The sequence below is a fragment of the Chryseobacterium sp. Chry.R1 genome (genome assembly GCF_039645525.1).
Classification (GTDB): Bacteria; Bacteroidota; Bacteroidia; order Flavobacteriales; family Weeksellaceae; genus Chryseobacterium; species Chryseobacterium proteolyticum.
In genome coordinates this window covers 3,255,725-3,274,227 of sequence record NZ_CP151793.1, presented here as the reverse complement: position 1 = coordinate 3,274,227, position 18,503 = coordinate 3,255,725, and the positions used below count along the sequence as shown (strand labels likewise).

14 protein-coding genes are annotated in these 18,503 nt (G+C 39.7%); 8 read left to right on the top strand and 6 right to left on the bottom strand.

The window, feature by feature from the left end; all coding sequences use genetic code 11:
• Positions 1-2 precede the first annotated feature (2 nt).
• The 3 genes from AAEU33_RS14850 to AAEU33_RS14840 are packed head-to-tail and all read left to right on the top strand — an operon-like array spanning position 3 to position 5,157.
• A complete protein-coding gene (locus AAEU33_RS14850; RefSeq protein ID WP_345988425.1) occupies positions 3-3,101 on the top strand; it encodes a CusA/CzcA family heavy metal efflux RND transporter in 3,099 nt (1,032 codons plus the stop codon).
• Position 3,102: 1 nt separating this feature from the next.
• Entirely contained in the window at positions 3,103-4,398 is a 1,296-nt protein-coding gene (locus AAEU33_RS14845) for a TolC family protein (protein WP_345988423.1), read from the top strand.
• Positions 4,399-4,407: 9 nt separating this feature from the next.
• Complete coding sequence (locus tag AAEU33_RS14840) at positions 4,408-5,157, top strand: porin family protein (protein WP_345988420.1); 750 nt, start codon at positions 4,408-4,410, stop codon at positions 5,155-5,157.
• Positions 5,158-5,423: 266 nt separating this feature from the next.
• Here AAEU33_RS14840 and AAEU33_RS14835 read toward each other — a convergent pair whose 3' ends face one another.
• The 6 genes from AAEU33_RS14835 to AAEU33_RS14810 all read right to left on the bottom strand — a co-directional run bounded on the left by AAEU33_RS14835 (position 5,424) and on the right by AAEU33_RS14810 (position 9,250).
• Complete coding sequence (locus AAEU33_RS14835) at positions 5,424-6,500, bottom strand: nitronate monooxygenase (RefSeq protein WP_345988418.1); 1,077 nt, start codon at positions 6,498-6,500, stop codon at positions 5,424-5,426.
• Between the two features lie 26 nt (positions 6,501-6,526).
• Complete coding sequence (locus AAEU33_RS14830; RefSeq protein ID WP_228457024.1) at positions 6,527-6,901, bottom strand: nuclear transport factor 2 family protein; 375 nt, start codon at positions 6,899-6,901, stop codon at positions 6,527-6,529.
• A gap of 71 nt (positions 6,902-6,972) precedes the next feature.
• A complete protein-coding gene (locus AAEU33_RS14825; RefSeq protein ID WP_345988416.1) occupies positions 6,973-7,704 on the bottom strand; it encodes an SDR family oxidoreductase in 732 nt (243 codons plus the stop codon).
• A 4-nt stretch (positions 7,705-7,708) separates the two neighbouring features.
• Positions 7,709-7,927 carry a 4-oxalocrotonate tautomerase family protein gene (locus AAEU33_RS14820; protein ID WP_345988414.1) on the bottom strand — a complete coding sequence of 73 codons (219 nt, stop codon included), beginning with the start codon at positions 7,925-7,927 and terminating at the stop codon, positions 7,709-7,711.
• A gap of 21 nt (positions 7,928-7,948) precedes the next feature.
• Complete coding sequence (locus AAEU33_RS14815; RefSeq protein ID WP_345988412.1) at positions 7,949-8,491, bottom strand: YceI family protein; 543 nt, start codon at positions 8,489-8,491, stop codon at positions 7,949-7,951.
• 108 nt (positions 8,492-8,599) lie between these two features.
• Positions 8,600-9,250, bottom strand: coding sequence for a Crp/Fnr family transcriptional regulator (locus tag AAEU33_RS14810; protein ID WP_345988410.1), 651 nt, complete (start codon positions 9,248-9,250; stop codon positions 8,600-8,602).
• Positions 9,251-9,557: 307 nt separating this feature from the next.
• Here AAEU33_RS14810 and AAEU33_RS14805 point away from each other — a divergent pair, with 307 nt between their 5' ends.
• From AAEU33_RS14805 to AAEU33_RS14785, 5 genes are all read left to right on the top strand, one after another.
• Positions 9,558-9,890, top strand: coding sequence for a hypothetical protein (locus AAEU33_RS14805; protein WP_345988408.1), 333 nt, complete (start codon positions 9,558-9,560; stop codon positions 9,888-9,890).
• 81 nt (positions 9,891-9,971) lie between these two features.
• Entirely contained in the window at positions 9,972-14,309 is a 4,338-nt protein-coding gene (locus AAEU33_RS14800; RefSeq protein WP_345988406.1) for a CusA/CzcA family heavy metal efflux RND transporter, read from the top strand.
• 7 nt (positions 14,310-14,316) lie between these two features.
• Positions 14,317-15,465: an efflux RND transporter periplasmic adaptor subunit gene (locus AAEU33_RS14795; protein ID WP_345988404.1), complete on the top strand. Its 1,149-nt coding sequence runs from the start codon at positions 14,317-14,319 to the stop codon at positions 15,463-15,465.
• 202 nt (positions 15,466-15,667) lie between these two features.
• Positions 15,668-17,209 carry an MDR family MFS transporter gene (locus AAEU33_RS14790; protein WP_345988402.1) on the top strand — a complete coding sequence of 514 codons (1,542 nt, stop codon included), beginning with the start codon at positions 15,668-15,670 and terminating at the stop codon, positions 17,207-17,209.
• Between the two features lie 35 nt (positions 17,210-17,244).
• Positions 17,245-18,423, top strand: coding sequence for an acetyl-CoA C-acyltransferase (locus AAEU33_RS14785; RefSeq protein WP_345988400.1), 1,179 nt, complete (start codon positions 17,245-17,247; stop codon positions 18,421-18,423).
• Positions 18,424-18,503: the final 80 nt, after the last annotated feature.

The following is an 18,503-nucleotide window of genomic DNA, read 5'->3' as shown; positions in this document are numbered from 1 at the left end:
CAATGAAAAACATATTAAACAATATCATTGCTAAACGATGGCTGATACTGGCATTGTTTGCACTGCTTGCTCTTTTCGGATATTATTCATGGAAACAACTTTCTATAGAAGCTTATCCCGATATCGGGGATGTTACTTCCCAGGTTGTTACTCAGGTACCCGGTTTAGCTGCCGAGGAAATTGAGCAGCAAATTACCATACCTATTGAACAGGCAATAAATGGGCTCCCAGGAATGCATGTCATGCGAAGCAAAAGTACCTTCGGATTATCCATGGTAACCATTGTTTTCAATGACGGGGTTGATGATTACTGGGCAAGGACCAGAATTAAAGAAAGGCTGGGGGACCTCGAACTTCCGTATGGAGTAACTCCTGGGCTGGATCCGCTCACCTCTCCAACAGGAGAGATTTACCGCTATATCATTGAGAGTAAAACCCATGATCTACGTGAGCTTACTGATCTTCAGAATTTTGTAATCATCCCGAAAATAAAACAGGTTTCAGGAGTGGCAGACGTTACCAATTTTGGTGGGATTACCACCCAGTTTCAGGTAGAACTCGATCCGGTAAAACTGGAACAATACAATATTAGCCTTAAAGAGGTGGCAGAAAAGCTTGAGGCCAACAATGCCAACTCAGGTGGAAGTGTTATGAACAGGGGAGACCAGTCTTACGTTATCCGTGGAATCGGCCTGGTTAAATCTCTCGAAGACATGGGCAGGGTTGTCGTAAAATCAGTTAATGGCTCTCCTATATACATGAATGACATTGGCAAAATAAAATATGGGAACCTTGAACGTAAAGGAGCGCTAGGCTACTCAGATCAGCGGGGTGTTAATTACCCGGACAACATAGAAGGTATTGTTCTGTTGCTTAAAGGAGAAAATCCATCTGTCGTATTAAAAGGAGTAAATGATGCTGTTGATGATCTTAATAAAAACATCCTTCCAAAAGGTGTTCAGATCCATGTTGTATTAGACCGAACCAATCTTGTTGATAATACATTACATACCGTATCTAAAACTTTACTTGAAGGAATGACTTTGGTTATCATCGTATTGATTGTATTCCTTGGAAGCTGGCGCGGTGCCCTGCTTGTGGCCATTACCATTCCCCTGTCTTTGCTTATTGCATTTATATTAATGCATTTCACCAATATTCCGGCTAACCTTTTATCCCTTGGGGCTATCGATTTCGGGATTATTGTAGATGGCGCTATTGTAATGCTTGAAACGATTTTAAAGAAACGGGAAGATCATCCTGAAGAGGAACTGGAAGAAAAAACCATTACTCAAAAAGTAAAAGAAGTAGCCAAACCCATATTCTTTGCCACCATCATTATCATTACCGCTTATTTGCCATTGTTTGCTTTTGAAAGAGTAGAAAAGAAATTATTTACACCAATGGCATTTACAGTAGGTTACGCATTGCTTGGTGCACTTGCTGTTGCATTATTCCTCATTCCGGGACTGGCTTTTGTCATCTACCGGAAACCACGGAAGATTTATCACAACCGCTGGCTTGAGAAAATAGGGACGGCATATCATAACAGAGTTCAAAAGATCATGAGCCGTCCTAAACGGATATTTATTCCATTGATTGCTATCCTGCTGACGACAGGCGTTTTAACAGCCCTGGTAGGAAAAGACTTTTTACCTCCGCTGGATGAAGGATCAATATGGCTTCAGGTTTCTTTACCACCAGGCATTACAGTAGAAAAATCAAGAGAAATGAGTGATACGCTCCGGGCGCGTACTCTTAAGCACAAAGAAGTAACGTATGTAATGGTACAGGCTGGAAGAAATGACGACGGAACTGACGCCTGGACACCTTCCCATTTTGAGGTGAGTGTAGGACTAAAACCGTATAGCGAATGGAAATGGGGAAGAAGTAAAGCGGATCTTATCAAAGAACTTGAAGCAGAATACGCAACTATGCCGGGATACAATATTGCTTTCACCCAACCGATGATCGATGGCGTAATGGACAAAATTTCCGGAGCCCATAGTGAACTCGTTGTTAAGGTATATGGAAATGATTTTAAAGAAACAAGACGAATAGCAGAAGAAGTAATGGCTACTTTAAAAAAGGTAAAAGGAGCCGTGGACCTTGCTATAGATCAGGAGCCTCCGTTGCCCCAGTTACAGATAAAGGTAGATCGCGAAAAAATCGCCCAATATGGACTCAATGTATCTGATGTTTCAGATCTTATAGAAGTAGCGATCGGGGGAAAAGCTGTTTCAAAAGTATATCAGGGAATCAAAGTATACGATATTATTACGAGGTATAACGAAACCAGCAGAAATACGCCGGAAAAAATAGGTAGCCTGATGCTTACCAATGAATCCGGGGCGAAAATCCCACTATCCCAGGTTGCAGATATACAGTTGAATACAGGGGAAAGTATGATCGCACGTGAAATGAACAAGCGTCATCTCACCGTACGCCTTAACCTTCGTGGTACCGATTTAACGTCATTTTTATCACAAGCAGAAAATGCCATCGAAAAAAATGTAAAATATGATCACGAAAAATACAGCATCAAATGGGGTGGCCAGTTTGAAAACCAGAACCGTGCCTACGGAAGGCTTTCTGTTATTGTTCCCCTCGCGCTTTCCATTATGTTTATTTTGTTGTATGGAGCTTTCCAGTCATTCCGTCAGGCCGGGCTTTTAATCAGTATAGTTCCGCTGGCTCTTTTCGGAGGAATGCTTGCTCTCAATCTTCGGGGTATGACCCTGAATATTTCATCAGCAGTTGGTTTTATTGCTTTGTTTGGAGTCGCCATACAAAACGGGGTAATCATGATCTCCCACATCAATGACCTGCGTAAGAAAGGGTACGACCTGAAAAAAGCAGTAACAGAAGGAGCTTTCCATCGTTTCCGTCCGGTTCTGATGACCGCTACTGTCGCCATATTGGGGTTATTTCCTGCCTCATTGGCTACAGGTATTGGCTCTGATGTACAAAGACCTCTGGCCACTGTAATTGTGTATGGACTCCTGTTTTCTACCATCATTACCCTGTTTGCACTTCCTGCACTTTACTATCTGATAGAAAATAAATGGGGAAAGAATTTTAATGTACCAAAAGAAGATTAAAATGATCACAATAAAAAAATATACACAGCTTTTTATCATAATATTCCTCGTTTCAGCCTTTAATATAAAGGCCCAGAAGATTGATACTGCATTCGCTAAAATACCAATTGATTATATGACCTATATCAATCTGGTCGGAAAAAACAATCTGGCATATTCTGCAGAAAAATTCAATATCAATATTGCCGATGCCGCGATACAAACCGCCCGGATTTTTCCGGATCCACAATTAGGCTTCGGATGGTTTGATAACGGACAAAGAAGAATGAAGATGGGCTATGGTTTTAACTCTGAAGTAAGCTGGACATTGGAAATGGGGGGCAAAAGAAAAGCCCGCATAGAAGTTGCTCGAAATCAGGCACAGCTTAGCCGTCTTCTTCTGGATGATTATTTCCGTAATCTCCGGGCAGATGCTACACTGGCGTATCTCTCTGCTATCCAGAACAGGATCGTGCTGGATGTAGAATCCAATTCTTATCTGCAGATGAAAAAACTGGCGGAATCCGACAGTATCCGTTTTAAATTAGGTGTGATCACCCAGGTAGATGCCCGGCAATCAAAGCTGGAAGCAGGTACTATGCTGAACGATGTATTTTCTGCAGAAGCAGAATGGAAAGCTTCATTAGCTAACCTTTCACTTTTGTCGGGAAAAGCTAAAAGTGATTCTTTATGGTATCCTCAGGGCGATTTTTCAGGGTTTGAACGTCAATTTTCCTTATCGGATCTGGTTATTGAAGCCCAAAACAACAGGGCAGATTTAAAAGCAGCCCTGCAAAACAAAACCGTTTCTCAAAGTCTGCTTAAGCAAGCTAAGGCTGACCGCGCGATTGACCTGGGACTGTCATTTGGTGTTAATAATGCTTCTTACGTGAGAAATACCATCGCTCCCACACCTGCAATGACTACTGTAAATGCAGGAATCAGTGTTCCCCTGAAATTTTCAAACAACAGATCGGGAGATCTGAAAGCAGCACAATATGGTACCTTACAGGCAGAAACAACCTATAAACAAACTGAGCTCCAGATTCAAACCGAAGTTACCCAGGCATATTACACCTATATCGCAGCTCAAAAGCAGGTGAATCAGTTTAAATCCGGTTTGCTTACAGAAGCTAAAGCTATCCTTGAAGGCAAAATATACAGCTATAAGAGAGGTCAGTCTTCCTTACTGGAAGTCCTGAATGCACAACGTACCTATAATGATGTACAGCACGATTATTACGGAACACTTTACAACTATGCCGTTGCATTGGTGGAACTTGAAAGAGCTGCCGGAATATGGGATATTAATTTATAATTAAAAACAATGAAAAAAATATTTTTTATACTGATCATAATACTTGAAGGACATTTTATATATGCTCAACAGAATTCTGATACGTTAAAAACAGATTCCATAGAATCAAACACAAACAAAGTAAGCTGGGGTGTGAAAGCGGGTATTAATTCTTATAATTTTTACGGCAAAGAGAGGGATTTTATTTTTGCAAATCCAGACACAAAATTCAAACCGGGCTTCCATGCAGGCGTATTTGTTAACACCCGGATAAGCAAAAATATAGAACTTACCCATGAATTGATTTTCAGCCAAAGAAGGGTAGGTGTCTCCTATAAGGATAGTTCTGACAAAACTTATAACTCAGTGATCAACAGTTCTTATATTGATATTATTCCTGTGAACATGAAATACCGCCTGTCCGGATTTAAATTCTATGCGGGGCCGTATGTAAGTGTTTTAGCAGCAGCCAATACAAAACGAAAAGATGAAAATGGTAACGTTTTCCGGGATAAAAGCATTTTCGGAGATGCGGCCAATGATGAAAGCAAAAGCTATTATCTTCAGAAATTTGATTTTGGAATGAATATCGGTCTGGACTACCAACTAAAAGACAGATGGTCGGTAGGTCTAAGATACACACATGGTTTTACAGATCTTTTTCAGAATGCCAACAGTTCAGCAAACGGCAATGCTAAAAAAGATAAAATTAAAATATACAACCGGGGACTTATGCTTTCTTTAGCATATGACCTGACATCATATCATTCTTATAAATAATGCAAAAAGGAATCAAAATTTCAAAGTTCTACAACAGGACAGTAAAAACACAAAGAAATTATATATATTTTTTGGTTCCTTTTAATCCAATACGATCATCTTATATCGTAGATTATTTATTTCTAAATTAGTGTTAAAGCCGGGTTAAAACCCGGCTTATTTTAGTTCCAAAATGTATTAACTTGCTAAAACCGGCATATAGAATTCTATAAAACTATAGCGTCTTTGTGCTCAAATTCTTAGATCTAAGTTGCCTAAGGAAACTATCATTCAGGAAGTATTTTTGAGGCTTCAGTAATTAAACTATCCATCAATACCGTTACGCTTTTATGCTTAAGAACCGGTGCGATCTGCCCACCCCAGAAAAATAACATTTCATTTTTCCCTTGTTCCAGAGCGGCCTTACGCAAAGATGACATAAAAGTAGTTTGTAATGGAAAAGGTAAGTGGGAAATCGGTTTTTCTGAAAAATCCTTTAAAATTTCATTGGTTATTCCTCTGCCTAAACGTCCGGTATAAGCTCTTGACAGCCTCGTGTTTTTTGACGACTCTGAAAAAAGAGCCTCTATATGAACAGGCAAAGCACCGGATTCCTCACAAGCCAGAAACGCAGTTCCGATTTGAACTCCTTCCGCTCCTAATGTAAGCGCAGCTGCAATTCCCGTCCCATTAGCAATTCCACCGGCAGCAATGACCGGTATTTTAATCCTATCTTTTATCAACTGGACAAGAACGAATGTGCCCATAGTTGAGTATTCAGCCTTATCCAAAAATGAAGGTCTGTGGCCGCCGCTTTCAAACCCTGAAGCAACAATAATATCTACTCCAATATTCTCCAGAGCTATCGCTTCGTCCAATGTCGTTGCGTTTCCCGCCAAAAGAATTCCTCTTTTATGGCATTCCTCTACAACAGTTGGATCCAGCAACCCAAACATAAAGCTGAAAACCTTTGGTTTAATATCCAAAACCGTCTGCAGCTGATTCTGAAACCTGGATTCAAAAGAGGGTGGAAGAGCGGGAACATCTATTTCCAGCCGGTCAAAATAAGGTCTAAAAGCCTCCACAGTTTCTTTATAGCTTTTTTCATTGTCTTCCGCACTTACAAAATCTGTATCGGAAACCCAAAGATTAAGATTATAGGGTTGAGCCGTTTGAGATCTTATTTTCTGATCCACCTCATAAATTTCCTGCGGACTAAGGGTATATGCTCCAAAACCACCTAATCCACCCTTATTGCTTACCCGTGAAGTGAGTTCTACTGTAGATAAACCTCCTCCGAAAGGTCCCTGCCAGATAGGGTATTCAATTCCAAGTAAATCTGTAATTCTGTTTGTATTCCACATAATAAGTGATTTGATTGGGTTACCAATTATTCAACATCCGTAAGGGTTTTGTTTACGATCAGCCATTTCCCGTTTATTTTATGGAAAGTAATAAAATTATAGTAATTATAATCGTACATCTTCACATTGAGCTTTACTGAGGCAATAGAATTGATCACGTCGATGGAAATAATCTCCGGATGAAATGGTGCCCCTGCCTTTTCCGGGCTGACCCGATTGCCTACACCTTCGATGTATTGTTCCGCGGTTTTGTAATACGCTACTCCTTTTATATCTCCGAATAGAAGGGCGTCTTTGAAGAAGACTTCCTTCAAAAGTGTTGTATTCCCTTCAAAAATGCCTTTGAAGTAATATTGCTCAAGTGCGGTTCTTATAGCGGTTTCTTCTGTACTATTTTTCATAGTGTTGATTTTTTGAGCATGGCTGCTTAGTGGAATACACAGCAACCATGCTATTAGTAATACAATTTTCATTATAGGTAATGGCCGGCTCCCATGCCGCCATCCACATTGATTATCGCTCCTGTGATCAGCTTGTTGCAGGCAATACTGTAAACCATTTGTGCAACTTCTTCCGGTTCACCGATACGGTTCAGTAGATGAATTCCTGCTGCCTGATCGATATTTTCATCGTGCATAGGGGTTCTGATCAGCCCGGCAGCAACGGTATTTACTCTGATATTATCTTTTCCGAACTCGACGGCAAGCTGATGTGTTAAAGCATGGATCGCACCCTTACTCGATATCGGAGCCGTAGAAGGAGACCCTGCCATGGCGTGATATACCAATGGAGAACCTATATTAATAATAACTCCATTTCTCTGCTTCTGCATCTGAGGAATAACCGACTGTGTAGTAAAAAAGGTCCCTTTAAGGTTTGTTCTTAAAAACCTGTCCAGATGATCTTCTGTTACTTCAAGAAATGGTTTGTTTTCATAAATTCCTGCATTATTGACCAGAACATCTGCTGAACCAAATCGCTCAATAGCTGTTTTTACAAGTAATTCACCAATAGCTTTGTCGGCAACATCCCCTGCAATCATTGCCAAATGATCTCCACCTCCCAATTCATTAAAAACCTCCTGCAATTTAGATTCTGTTCTTGAATTAATAACTACATTACTTCCTTTTTCCAGAAAATACCTGGCGATCTCCAATCCGATTCCTGAGGATGCACCTGTTATGATGACCGTTTGTTTCTCCATTTTTCTATTTTTTATCGGTGGAAAATCCCTGTTCTTTCAACGCAGATACGTGCTCTCCGGCATATCCCCAGTTATCATCTTCTATTTCATCAATCACCACATGGGTAAGATGTGGATCTTTATTCAAAACTGAAATTACCAGTTCTGTTACTCCTTTTATTAAAAGTTGTTTTTGTTCTCTTGTAACTCCGTCACGCAGAACTTCTATTTTTATATAAGGCATGATTGTAAATTTTTAAGGTTATTAATTATTTTCAACTGATTCAGCAACCAGATTAATGGTAAGGTCAAAATTGTTGTATATCAAGGTATCCCCTAAATCCGTGAAGAAATTACCTGATCTGAATTTCATATTATACTTAGTACGATCAAGAACAATTTTACTTTGAATAGTTGCTGAGTTTGGATTGTTCTCGATTTTTAGTACAGTATCAATAGGATGGGTGATTCCCTTAATCGTAAGATCTCCGTTTACATAGTACAGATGATCATCACCAGGCTCTGCATGCCTGATTTCAAAGGTAGATTCCGGAAACTGATCCGAATTAAAGAAATCATCGGAAGCTAAATGACCTGCAAACTGAGCGTTGGTCTCAGCATCTTTGATATCAAGAATTTTTATAGAACGGGTATCTATAATAAATGTTCCTGAAGATAGTTGGTTGTCTTTAAAAGTAAATGAACCCTCTTTGATTCCGATGGTCCCATTATGAGCACCGGTTATTTTTCTTCCGGTCCATTCTATTGTACTTTTTTCATGGTCTACTTTAAAATTTTGTGTATTCATTTTTTCTATGTTTAAATGTTGACACAAAGTTCAGAAGGGGACGTTAAAAAGTTACGTGACCTGGGTCACAATTTAATTTTACTGAAAAGCAATGAGTAAATTAAGAGATCAGGGTTGATACAAACGGCTTAAGGTTTCTCTGGAAACACCGAGATAAGCAGCTATAAGATGTTTAGGGACAAGATTATACAATTGAGGATACATTGATAAAAGTTCTTCGTATCTGAACTTAGCATCGTTATTCATTAGTGAAAGAAGGCGTTTCTGTACTGCAACATAGCCTTTATTGGTTCTCCACCTGAAAAAATGCTCCATTTCATGAATTTCGCTGCATATCTTTTCTCTGTTTTTATTGGATATGGCCAATACGGTTGCATGGGTAATGCAATCAATATTTATGGTTGCCTTCTGATGACTGTACAGTGCATTATAATCGGAAACCCACCAATTTGGCATTGCAAATTGTAAAATAAACATCTTCATGGCATCATTTAGATAAAACGCCTTAAGGCAACCCTCCAGGACAAAATATTCGTGATCTACAGGATTTCCTTCCGACAAAAGCATCTGTCCTTTTTTCAGACTGATCAGGGTGAAATGCGAAAATACATAATCCAGTTGCTCTTCATTGAGAGAAACAAATTGTGACAGATGTTGCTGTAATATCTCTTTAGGATGGGTCATCAATTTTTTAATTGAATTACAAATATACAATGTAAAACATTTCCCCAAAGCGGTCCTTAACTTTATCTTATCCATTAAGAAGAGCTTCAGTCTAATTTTAGTAGGGTAAAGAAAACAATTGCAATAATACCTAAATACCAAAAAACGGATGATTCAGGTACAGCAGCAAAAAAATGTAAAATATTAAAAATCAAAAATTATCATCTCAAAAAACATAAGGTTATAAAACTCTAACTTTGATTGTTATCGTATTAATCAAACTTTAGTAAAAAGAGTAAAACATGCATGAATAAAGTATTTTTTAACAATTAATTCACGTAAAAAAGACCAAAAAACCTTATCTTTGTCACCTATGCTGAAATGGATTTCTATATTTTGTTCTATGACTTACGTATTTGCGACAACAAATATGGCGGAAGTATTGAAGGCTCCGGTCTTTATAGAACATCTGATTGAATATGACGGCAATTGTGTAGAATTTCTGGTAGAACATTATGATAATCATAAAAAAGACCAGGATTGGGATACCGATCAGAAACTGCCCTTCATCAATCCTCCTGTTGTGCTTATGGTATATGCACAACTTCCGGAAACCCTATTTCATATTGAAAAAATAAAAGAATTTCCGGTTCAGCAAAAAAACACTTTTTATCAGGAAAAAGATTTTTCCGGACTCTATCTTTCCAGGATTTTCCAGCCTCCACGCTATTCTTAATTAATCTCTGCACAATAACTATGCTTTAAAATACTTTTTAGAGCAGCTTAATCTTGTTATCTATCAATTAATTAATTTTTCATGTTAAATAAAATTATTGAGTTTTCTGTAAAGAATAAACTCATTATTGCCCTTTTTACAATGGGGCTGATTCTTCTTGGAATCTATGAAACAACAAAGCTTCCAATTGATGCCCAGCCTGATATTACCAATAATCAGGTACAGATTATCACTGTCGCACCCTCATATGGAGCAGCTGATATCGAACGGCTGGTGACCTTTCCCATTGAACAGGCTACCAGTAACATCAATGGCATAACAGAGCTCCGAAGTTTTTCACGGTTCGGCTTATCCCTTGTTACGGTGGTATTTAATGATAATACCGATGTATATTGGGCAAGACAACAGGTTCAGGAACGTCTGCAGATAGTCCAGGATAATATACCGGAAGGAATCGGAAAACCGGAATTGGGACCTATCTCCAGTGGATTAGGTGAAATATTCCAATATGTGGTGCGGGCAAAAAAAGGCTACGAGAACATCTACGATGAGACCGAACTGAGAACCATCCAGGATTGGATTATCCGCCGCCAGCTTCTGGGAACAAAAGGAGTTGCGGATGTCAGCAGCTTTGGAGGAAAACTGAAACAATATGAGATTGCTATCAATCCCAATAAATTACAAGCATTTGATATTACCATCAATGACGTTTTTGATGCCCTGGAGCGGAATAATCAAAATACCGGCGGGGCTTATATCGAAAAGAAGGAGACTGTATTATTCATTAGGACAGAGGGTCTTCTGGGAAGTACTGAAGATATAGGTAATATCGAAGTATCAGCAACAGGAGAGGGGATTCCTGTTCTTATCAGGGATGTGGCGGAAGTAAAAACGGGATATGCCACACGGTATGGAGCAATGACCTATAATGACACAGGAGAGGTCTCGGGAGCTATTGTACTGATGCTTAAAGGAGAAAATGCCAACGAAGTGATTGGTAATATTAAACAGCGTCTGGAAAAAATTCAGGAAACCTTACCGGAAGGTGTTGTTATTGAGCCTTTCCTGGATCGTGCGAAAATGGTTAACAATACTATCAGTACCGTAAAAACCAATCTGATGGAAGGAGCCCTGATTGTTGTTTTCATTCTTGTTCTCTTTTTAGGAAACTTCCGTGCCGGTCTGCTTGTCGCTTCTGTAATTCCACTGGCAATGCTTTTTGCCATAATCATGATGAACCTTTTTGGAGTCGGAGGAAACCTCATGAGCCTCGGTGCTCTTGATTTCGGACTTATCGTTGATGGGGCTGTTATTATCGTAGAAGCTGTATTGCATCAGCTTGCTCATAAAAAACATTTCGGGAAAGATCATATCCTCAGCAAAAAAGAAATGGATACACAGGTTTCAGATTCCGCTACCAAGATGGTAAATAGTGCAGTTTTCGGGCAGATTATTATCCTGATCGTATACCTTCCTATTTTCACATTACAAGGGATTGAAGGTAAAATGTTCAAACCCATGGCTCAGACTGTCGCGTTTGCATTGATCGGGGCCTTCCTGCTTTCCCTTACTTATATTCCAATGATGAGTTCCCTGGTTCTTAGCAAAAAGAAAAAGACCAAAGACAATATTTCAGACAAGGTGATGACCAGGGTAGAAACCGGGCATCAAAAGCTTCTGATAAAAGCATTGAAGTACAGAAAAACCATTATTATCACAGTACTTCTCCTTTTCGCAGGAGCTGTTTTCACCCTTTCCCGGATGGGAGGAGAGTTTATTCCATCATTGGAGGAAGGTGATTTTGCTGTAGAAATGCATATCCTGCAGGGAAGTAATATTAATGAAACGAAAAAGGCAACCACCCAGGCGGCGCACATTCTTTTAAAACAGTTTCCAGAGGTGCAAAAGGTAGTCACTAAAATCGGAAGTGCCGAAATTCCCACAGAGCCGATGCCAATGGATGCGGGTGATATGATCATTGTTCTGAAGCCTAAAAAAGAATGGTCGTCTGCACGATCATTCCCGGAATTATCCGAAAAGATGAGCAAAGCATTGCAGGTTATTCCCGGGCTCAAAACAGGTTTTCAGTTCCCGGTACAAATGCGCTTTAATGAATTAATGACCGGAGCAAGACAGGATGTGGTGTGTAAAATTTATGGAGAAGATCTGGACAGCCTTGCTGCATATGCCAAAAAACTGGGTGGGATTATCAATACAGTAAAAGGTGCACAAGATCTTTATCTGGAGCCTGTTGTCGGGGCGCCACAGGTAGTTATCGGTTATAACCGTGCCGAGCTCTCGCGTTACCATATTTCCGTAATGGAAATCAATAGGGTGATCAATATGGCTTTTGCCGGACAAACTGCCGGGGCCTTGTATGAAGGTGAAAGAAAATTTGATGTCGTGGTAAGAATGGACAATGAGCATAAAAAAGATATAACAAGTATTCAAAATCTTCTGGTTCCGACTGCTTCTGGTGAGCAGATTCCTTTACACCAGCTGGCCAGCATAGAATTGAAAAGCAGTCCCAACCAAATCCAGAGGGAAGATACCAAAAGAAGAATTGTTGTCGGATTTAATGTCCGTGGAAGAGATGTTCAAAGTATCGTGGAGGAACTTCAGCAAAAGACCGATAAAGAATTGAAACTCTCTTCAGGTTATACCATCTCTTATGGTGGAGCCTTTGAAAACTTAAATGAAGCTAAAGCAAGATTAGGTGTCGCTGTTCCTATTTCATTGGTAATGATCTTTTTGCTTCTTTTCTTCGCATTTGGTTCCGTAAAACACAGTTTGCTGATCTACACCGCAATTCCGCTATCAGCCATTGGTGGAGTTTATTTTCTGGCCCTCAGGGGAATGCCTTTCAGCATCAGTGCAGGAGTAGGATTTATTGCATTATTTGGTGTTGCGGTACTTAATGGAATTGTTTTGATATCAGAATTCAACCGATTAAAAAATAATGGAATAACCAATCTCAGCAGAATTGTTTTAATGGGCACAAGAATCCGGCTTCGTCCCGTACTGATGACTGCTTTTGTCGCTTCGCTGGGCTTTCTTCCTATGGCGTTAAGCAGTGGTGCAGGGGCAGAAGTACAGAGACCTCTTGCTACCGTGGTTATAGGAGGCTTAATGCTTGCTACGCTGTTAACCTTATTTGTCCTGCCTATTTTGTATGTCTTATTTGAACGAATCAATAAAAATAAAATGAAATTCTCAAAAAAAAGAAACTTTAAAAAACTAACCATATTCCTGTTGTTCATTTCTTTCGGAAGCATTCAGGCACAGGAAAACATTACACTGGATCAGGCATTGGAAGTTGCCTTCCGGCAAAACGGAAACTATAAGAATTCCAGACTCATTTCAGCCTATCAGGAAAAACTAAAATCAAGCTATCTCGACATTCCTCAACTGGAAGTGACAGCAGGTATCGGCCAGATACAGGGAATCGAAACCGATAATTCGTTTTCCGTATCCCAACGCATTAGTTTTCCGACTGTTTATTCCAGAAGAAAACAATTGCTGGATGCGGAATGGGCTTCAGGTCTTATGAATCAGCAGCTCACCAAAGCCCAACTGACTAAAGAAGTTTCAGAAGTTTTTTACAGAATTATTATTCTAAAGGAAAAGAAAAAAGTGCTGGATTACATCAGTGAGCTGTACAATGGCTTTGCCGACAAAGCAAGTTTACGTTTGAAAAAAGGAGAAGCCAATATTCTCGAGGAGTCAACGGCCGAAATTCAAAGGGAACAGGCCGCAGTGCAGCTGAATATTCTTGAAAACGACCTCAATATTGCACAGCTTCAGCTTCAGGTATTGCTTCAGTCGGAAAAAAGATATCAGCCGCTTACTGATCAACCCGTCCTGAATGTTGACTTTCAGATTCCGGGGGATGTCTTAAGAAATCATCCGCAGCTCCAGTATCTGAATCAGCAAATCAAGGTGAATGAAGCAGAAGCCCGTTTAGAACAAAGCAAACTCCTTCCGGATCTTCTTGTAGGATACACTAATCAGAGCATGAAGAATATCAATAACAACCGCTTCAATTCCGTTCAGGTCGGTGTTGGGATCCCTCTATTTACAAAAGGACAGCGAGCACTGGCAAAAGCAACAAAAGCAAAAGTGGCCATTGCAGAAAATCAATACCAAAGAAAAGAAACCGAACTGAAAAACAGGTATGAACAGCTGGCCAATACCTACGCTAACCAGCTTGCGATCATACAAAATTACGAACAGAAGCAACTGCCCAAAGCTGAAACGATTCTTAAAGCAGCCCAAAAACAAATGGAAGCAGGAGAGATCGATTTCCTCAATTGGGTTATTTTAACCAATCAGGCTGTTAAAATAAAGGTTGATTATATCGAAAATTTAGATCGACTCAATCAAACGGGGGCTGAGCTTAATTTCTTAATTTCAAAATAATAATATCATGTATTTCAGAAAATCATCATTATACATCATTGTTGCAGCCTTATTTTTAACCTCATGTTCGGGAAAGAAAGAGGAAACCACAGTCTATGAAAATAAAAAACTGGCATCAAAAAACCAGAATACCGTTCAGTTAAGTGATCAGCAGATCAAAATTACAGGGCTTACCTTGACAGGTATTCAAAACAGGATCATGGAAAAAACGGTACGGCTGAACGGAAAAGCAGACATAGCTCCGTCTCATATCAGTTCTCTTTCCAGTATTATGGGAGGACATATAAAATCGATCAATGTTATTAACGGGAGTCATTTCAGAAAAGGACAGGTACTGGCTGTAGTAGAAGATCCTCAGTTCATACAGCTTCAGCAGGATTATCTCGTTACAAAGGCCCAGCTTGAATCAGCAAGATTGAACTTCAACAGGCAAAAAGACCTCAACACCAGCAAAGCCAGTAGTGACAAAACATTACAGACCGCCCAGGCGGATTATTCCACACTGAACGCTACATTGAAGGGACTGGAAGAAAAACTCAGGATCATAGGCATCAATGCGAAAGGACTAAATTCTGGAAATATTAAAAGCAGAATAAGCATTTATGCCCCTTTTAGCGGTTTTGTAAGTAAAATATGGGTTAATAATGGTCAGTATATCAATCCTTCCGATACCTTATTTGAACTGATTGATCCTGCTGGTCTGTTATTGGAATTAAAAGTATTTGAAAATGACGTAAATGATATAAAAACCGGGCAGGAGATCCTGGTGTATAATAATCAGAACCCGGACCAGAAATATCCTGCCAAAATTATAAGCCTTGTTCCCAATATCGAAAATGGAGGATCATCGGTAGCTATAGCCAAATTGTCCGCATCCAGCACAGAGTTTGTGCGCGGAATGTACATCAATGCAGAAGTAAGCATTAGTGGTAGAAATACGACCGGCTTACCCGGCGAATCTATAGTATCATTTGAAAATAAGAACTATATCTTTGAAGACCTTGGAAATCACCGGTATAAAATGATCCCCGTAATCACAGGAATTTCAGATAACGGATTTACGGAAATTCTCAAATCTGAATCGTTAAAAAATAAAAGACTGGTACAAAAAGGAGCTTACGATCTCCTGATGATCCTTAAAAATAAAGCAGAATAATCATTTTAACACAAAGCCGTTCAAACGGTTGAACGGCTTTTTTATGATTCCGAAATTAAATATACCGATTGGTATATTTATTTTATATCTTTGCCATTTAAAAATTGGAACTACTGAATTAAAGGCGGTTTATTCTTTTGTTTCGAACATAAATTTTTTTAATTCAAAATATACCGATCGGTATATTAAATAGTAAAATGCTATGAAAAGAATCATTCTTATTATTACGGTAATCTCCGCAGCCATTATGGAGCTTATAGACACTTCCATAGTAAATGTTGCCCTCAATTATATGAGCGGAAACCTGGGGGCAACATTAGAAGACATTTCCTGGGTGGTTACAGCTTATGGGATTGCCAACGTTATTATTATTCCGATGACCAGCTTTCTGGTTAATAACCTTGGCCGGCGGAATTATTACATCGGCTCTATTATCCTGTTTACCTTTTGTTCTTTTATGTGCGGCAACTCCACAAACCTCTGGGAACTCGTCATGTTCCGGTTTCTGCAGGGAATTGGAGGTGGAGCGTTATTATCGGTATCTGCCATGGTTGTATACGAGTGTTTTCCAAAAGAAAAACAGAATATTGCCAGCGCTTTATTTGGGATCGGGGTTTTCATAGGACCCACGATCGGGCCTACACTCGGTGGATTTATTACGGATAACTTTTCATGGCGATGGATCTTTTACATCAACATTCCTTTAGGAATACTGGCCGCTATTCTATGTTTAAAATTATTACCCGAATCTCCGACCCGGCAAAAGGTTAAAAAGATCGACTGGCCAGGAATTATTCTCTTAATTATTGGTATAGGCTCTTTACAAACGGTTTTGGAGCGTGGGGAAACGGAAGACTGGTTTGCTGCCCGTTATATTATTTTCCTCACTGTAGCAGCTGTCCTTTCACTCGTTCTTTTCGTTCACAGGGAGCTCACTATACCACATCCCGTGGTAAAGCTATCGGTTCTTAAGCACCCTTCACTCAGTATCTCTGCCGTACTTACCTTTATAACCGGGATTGGAATGTTTACTTCCATTTACCTCACTCCTGTACTGGCACAACGCTTTTTAGGATTCAACCCGGCTCAGGCTGGTCTTCTACTGCTTCCGGGTTCCATTATTGCCGTATTTGCGCTGATCATTACCGGGAAAGTTTTGCAAAAAGGAGTTCCTCCTGCATTGGTGGTATTGCTTGGTTTTTGTTGTTTTATTTATTTTAACTGGTCTATGGCACAGGTAAACCTGGATGTTTCTTTTGCTACAATTTCCATTAACCTTATATTCAGAGCACTGGGAATGGCTTTACTTACCGTTCCGCTTGCATCACTTGCCGTTTCTTCTTTAAAAGCTGAAGATATGCCCCAGGGAACCGCTATTAACAACATGATGCGCCAGTTGGGTGGTTCATTTGGAATATCCATTATCAATACATATATCGCAAGAAGGGTTGCCCTTCACCGTACCGACCTTATCTCCAACCTTACTCCGGATAACCGTTCGGTAATGGATCGTCTTCAAACCTACACTTCACTTTTTCAGAGCAAGGGATTCGGTTTTCCTGAAGCACAGCAAAAAGCAATAGGTCTGATGGAAAAAATTGTGGTGAAACAATCATTTTTTTTAAGCTATATCGATGCCTATATGGTTATTGGTCTGGCATTTATATTTGTCTTACCTTTATTATTATTTTTCCTGAAGAGGAATAAGAATAAAAAAATAGTAATCGTATCAGCAGACCATTAAAACAGAATCATATAAAATATAATAAAATCAATATCATGAAAGAAGTATTCATTGTATCAGCAAAACGTACTCCCGTCGGAGGATTACTTGGGAATCTGTCCACTTTTACAGCCACACAGCTGGGCGCTCTGGCCATTCGGGAAGCTTATAAAAACATTTCTCTGGAACCGGAATTACTGGACAGTGTTTATATGGGAAATGTACTGAGTGCAGGAATAGGACAGGCTCCGGCAAGACAAGCTGCTATTTTTGCTGATATCCCGTATGATAAAGATGCCACGACCATCAATAAGGTATGTGCTTCAGGAATGAAGGCAACTTCATTGGGAGCACAGCAAATCCAGACAGGCCTTGAACATCTCATCGTAACAGGCGGAATGGAAAGTATGAGCAATACACCACATTATGCCTTCATAAGAAGCGGAAAAAAATTAGGAGACCTTACCCTTACTGATGGGATGACTAAAGACGGTTTATGGGACGTTTATCATAATTTCCATATGGGAAGTGCGGCAGAGCTGGGAATTAAAAAATATGGACATACCCGGCAGGAACTGGATGATTATGCATTGTCTTCTTATCAGAAATCACAAAACGCAACTGCACAGGGGAAATTTAAAAATGAAATTGTTCCTGTAGAATTCACCAAAGGAAAAGAAACCATTACCATCGATAAAGATGAAGATATTTTTAAGCTTATTCCTGAAAAAATGGCTCAGCTGAAGCCTGTTTTTGAACCGGACGGATTGCTTACCGCGGCCAACTCCAGTAATCTGAATGACGGTGCCGCAGCTTTGATTCTTGCTTCGGCAGAAGCTGTAGAAAAATATCAGCTGAAACCGCTTGCCAAAATTATCGGTTACGCAGATGCCGCCCAGGCACCGGAATGGTTCACAACATCTCCGGCTCTTGCTATTCCAAAAGCTCTTTTAAGTGCCAACCTTGACCTTTCAGCAGTAGATTATTTTGAGATCAATGAAGCTTATGCCTCAGTTGTACTTTCCAATCAGAAGATATTAGGTTTTGATCGTGAAAAAGTGAATGTATATGGCGGCGCAGTAGCCATCGGACATCCGATAGGAGCTTCCGGAGCCAGAATTCTTGTGACCCTTGTCAATGTCCTTCAACAGGAAAAGGGAAAATATGGTGTAGCTGCGATTTGTAATGGTGGTGGAGGAGCTTCCGCTATGGTTATCGAAAATATGAATATATAGCTAAAGTATTTTTAATTTCCATAAAAAAATGTCTGGTCAGATGAATGACCGGACATTTTTTATGAATACAATATTCCAGG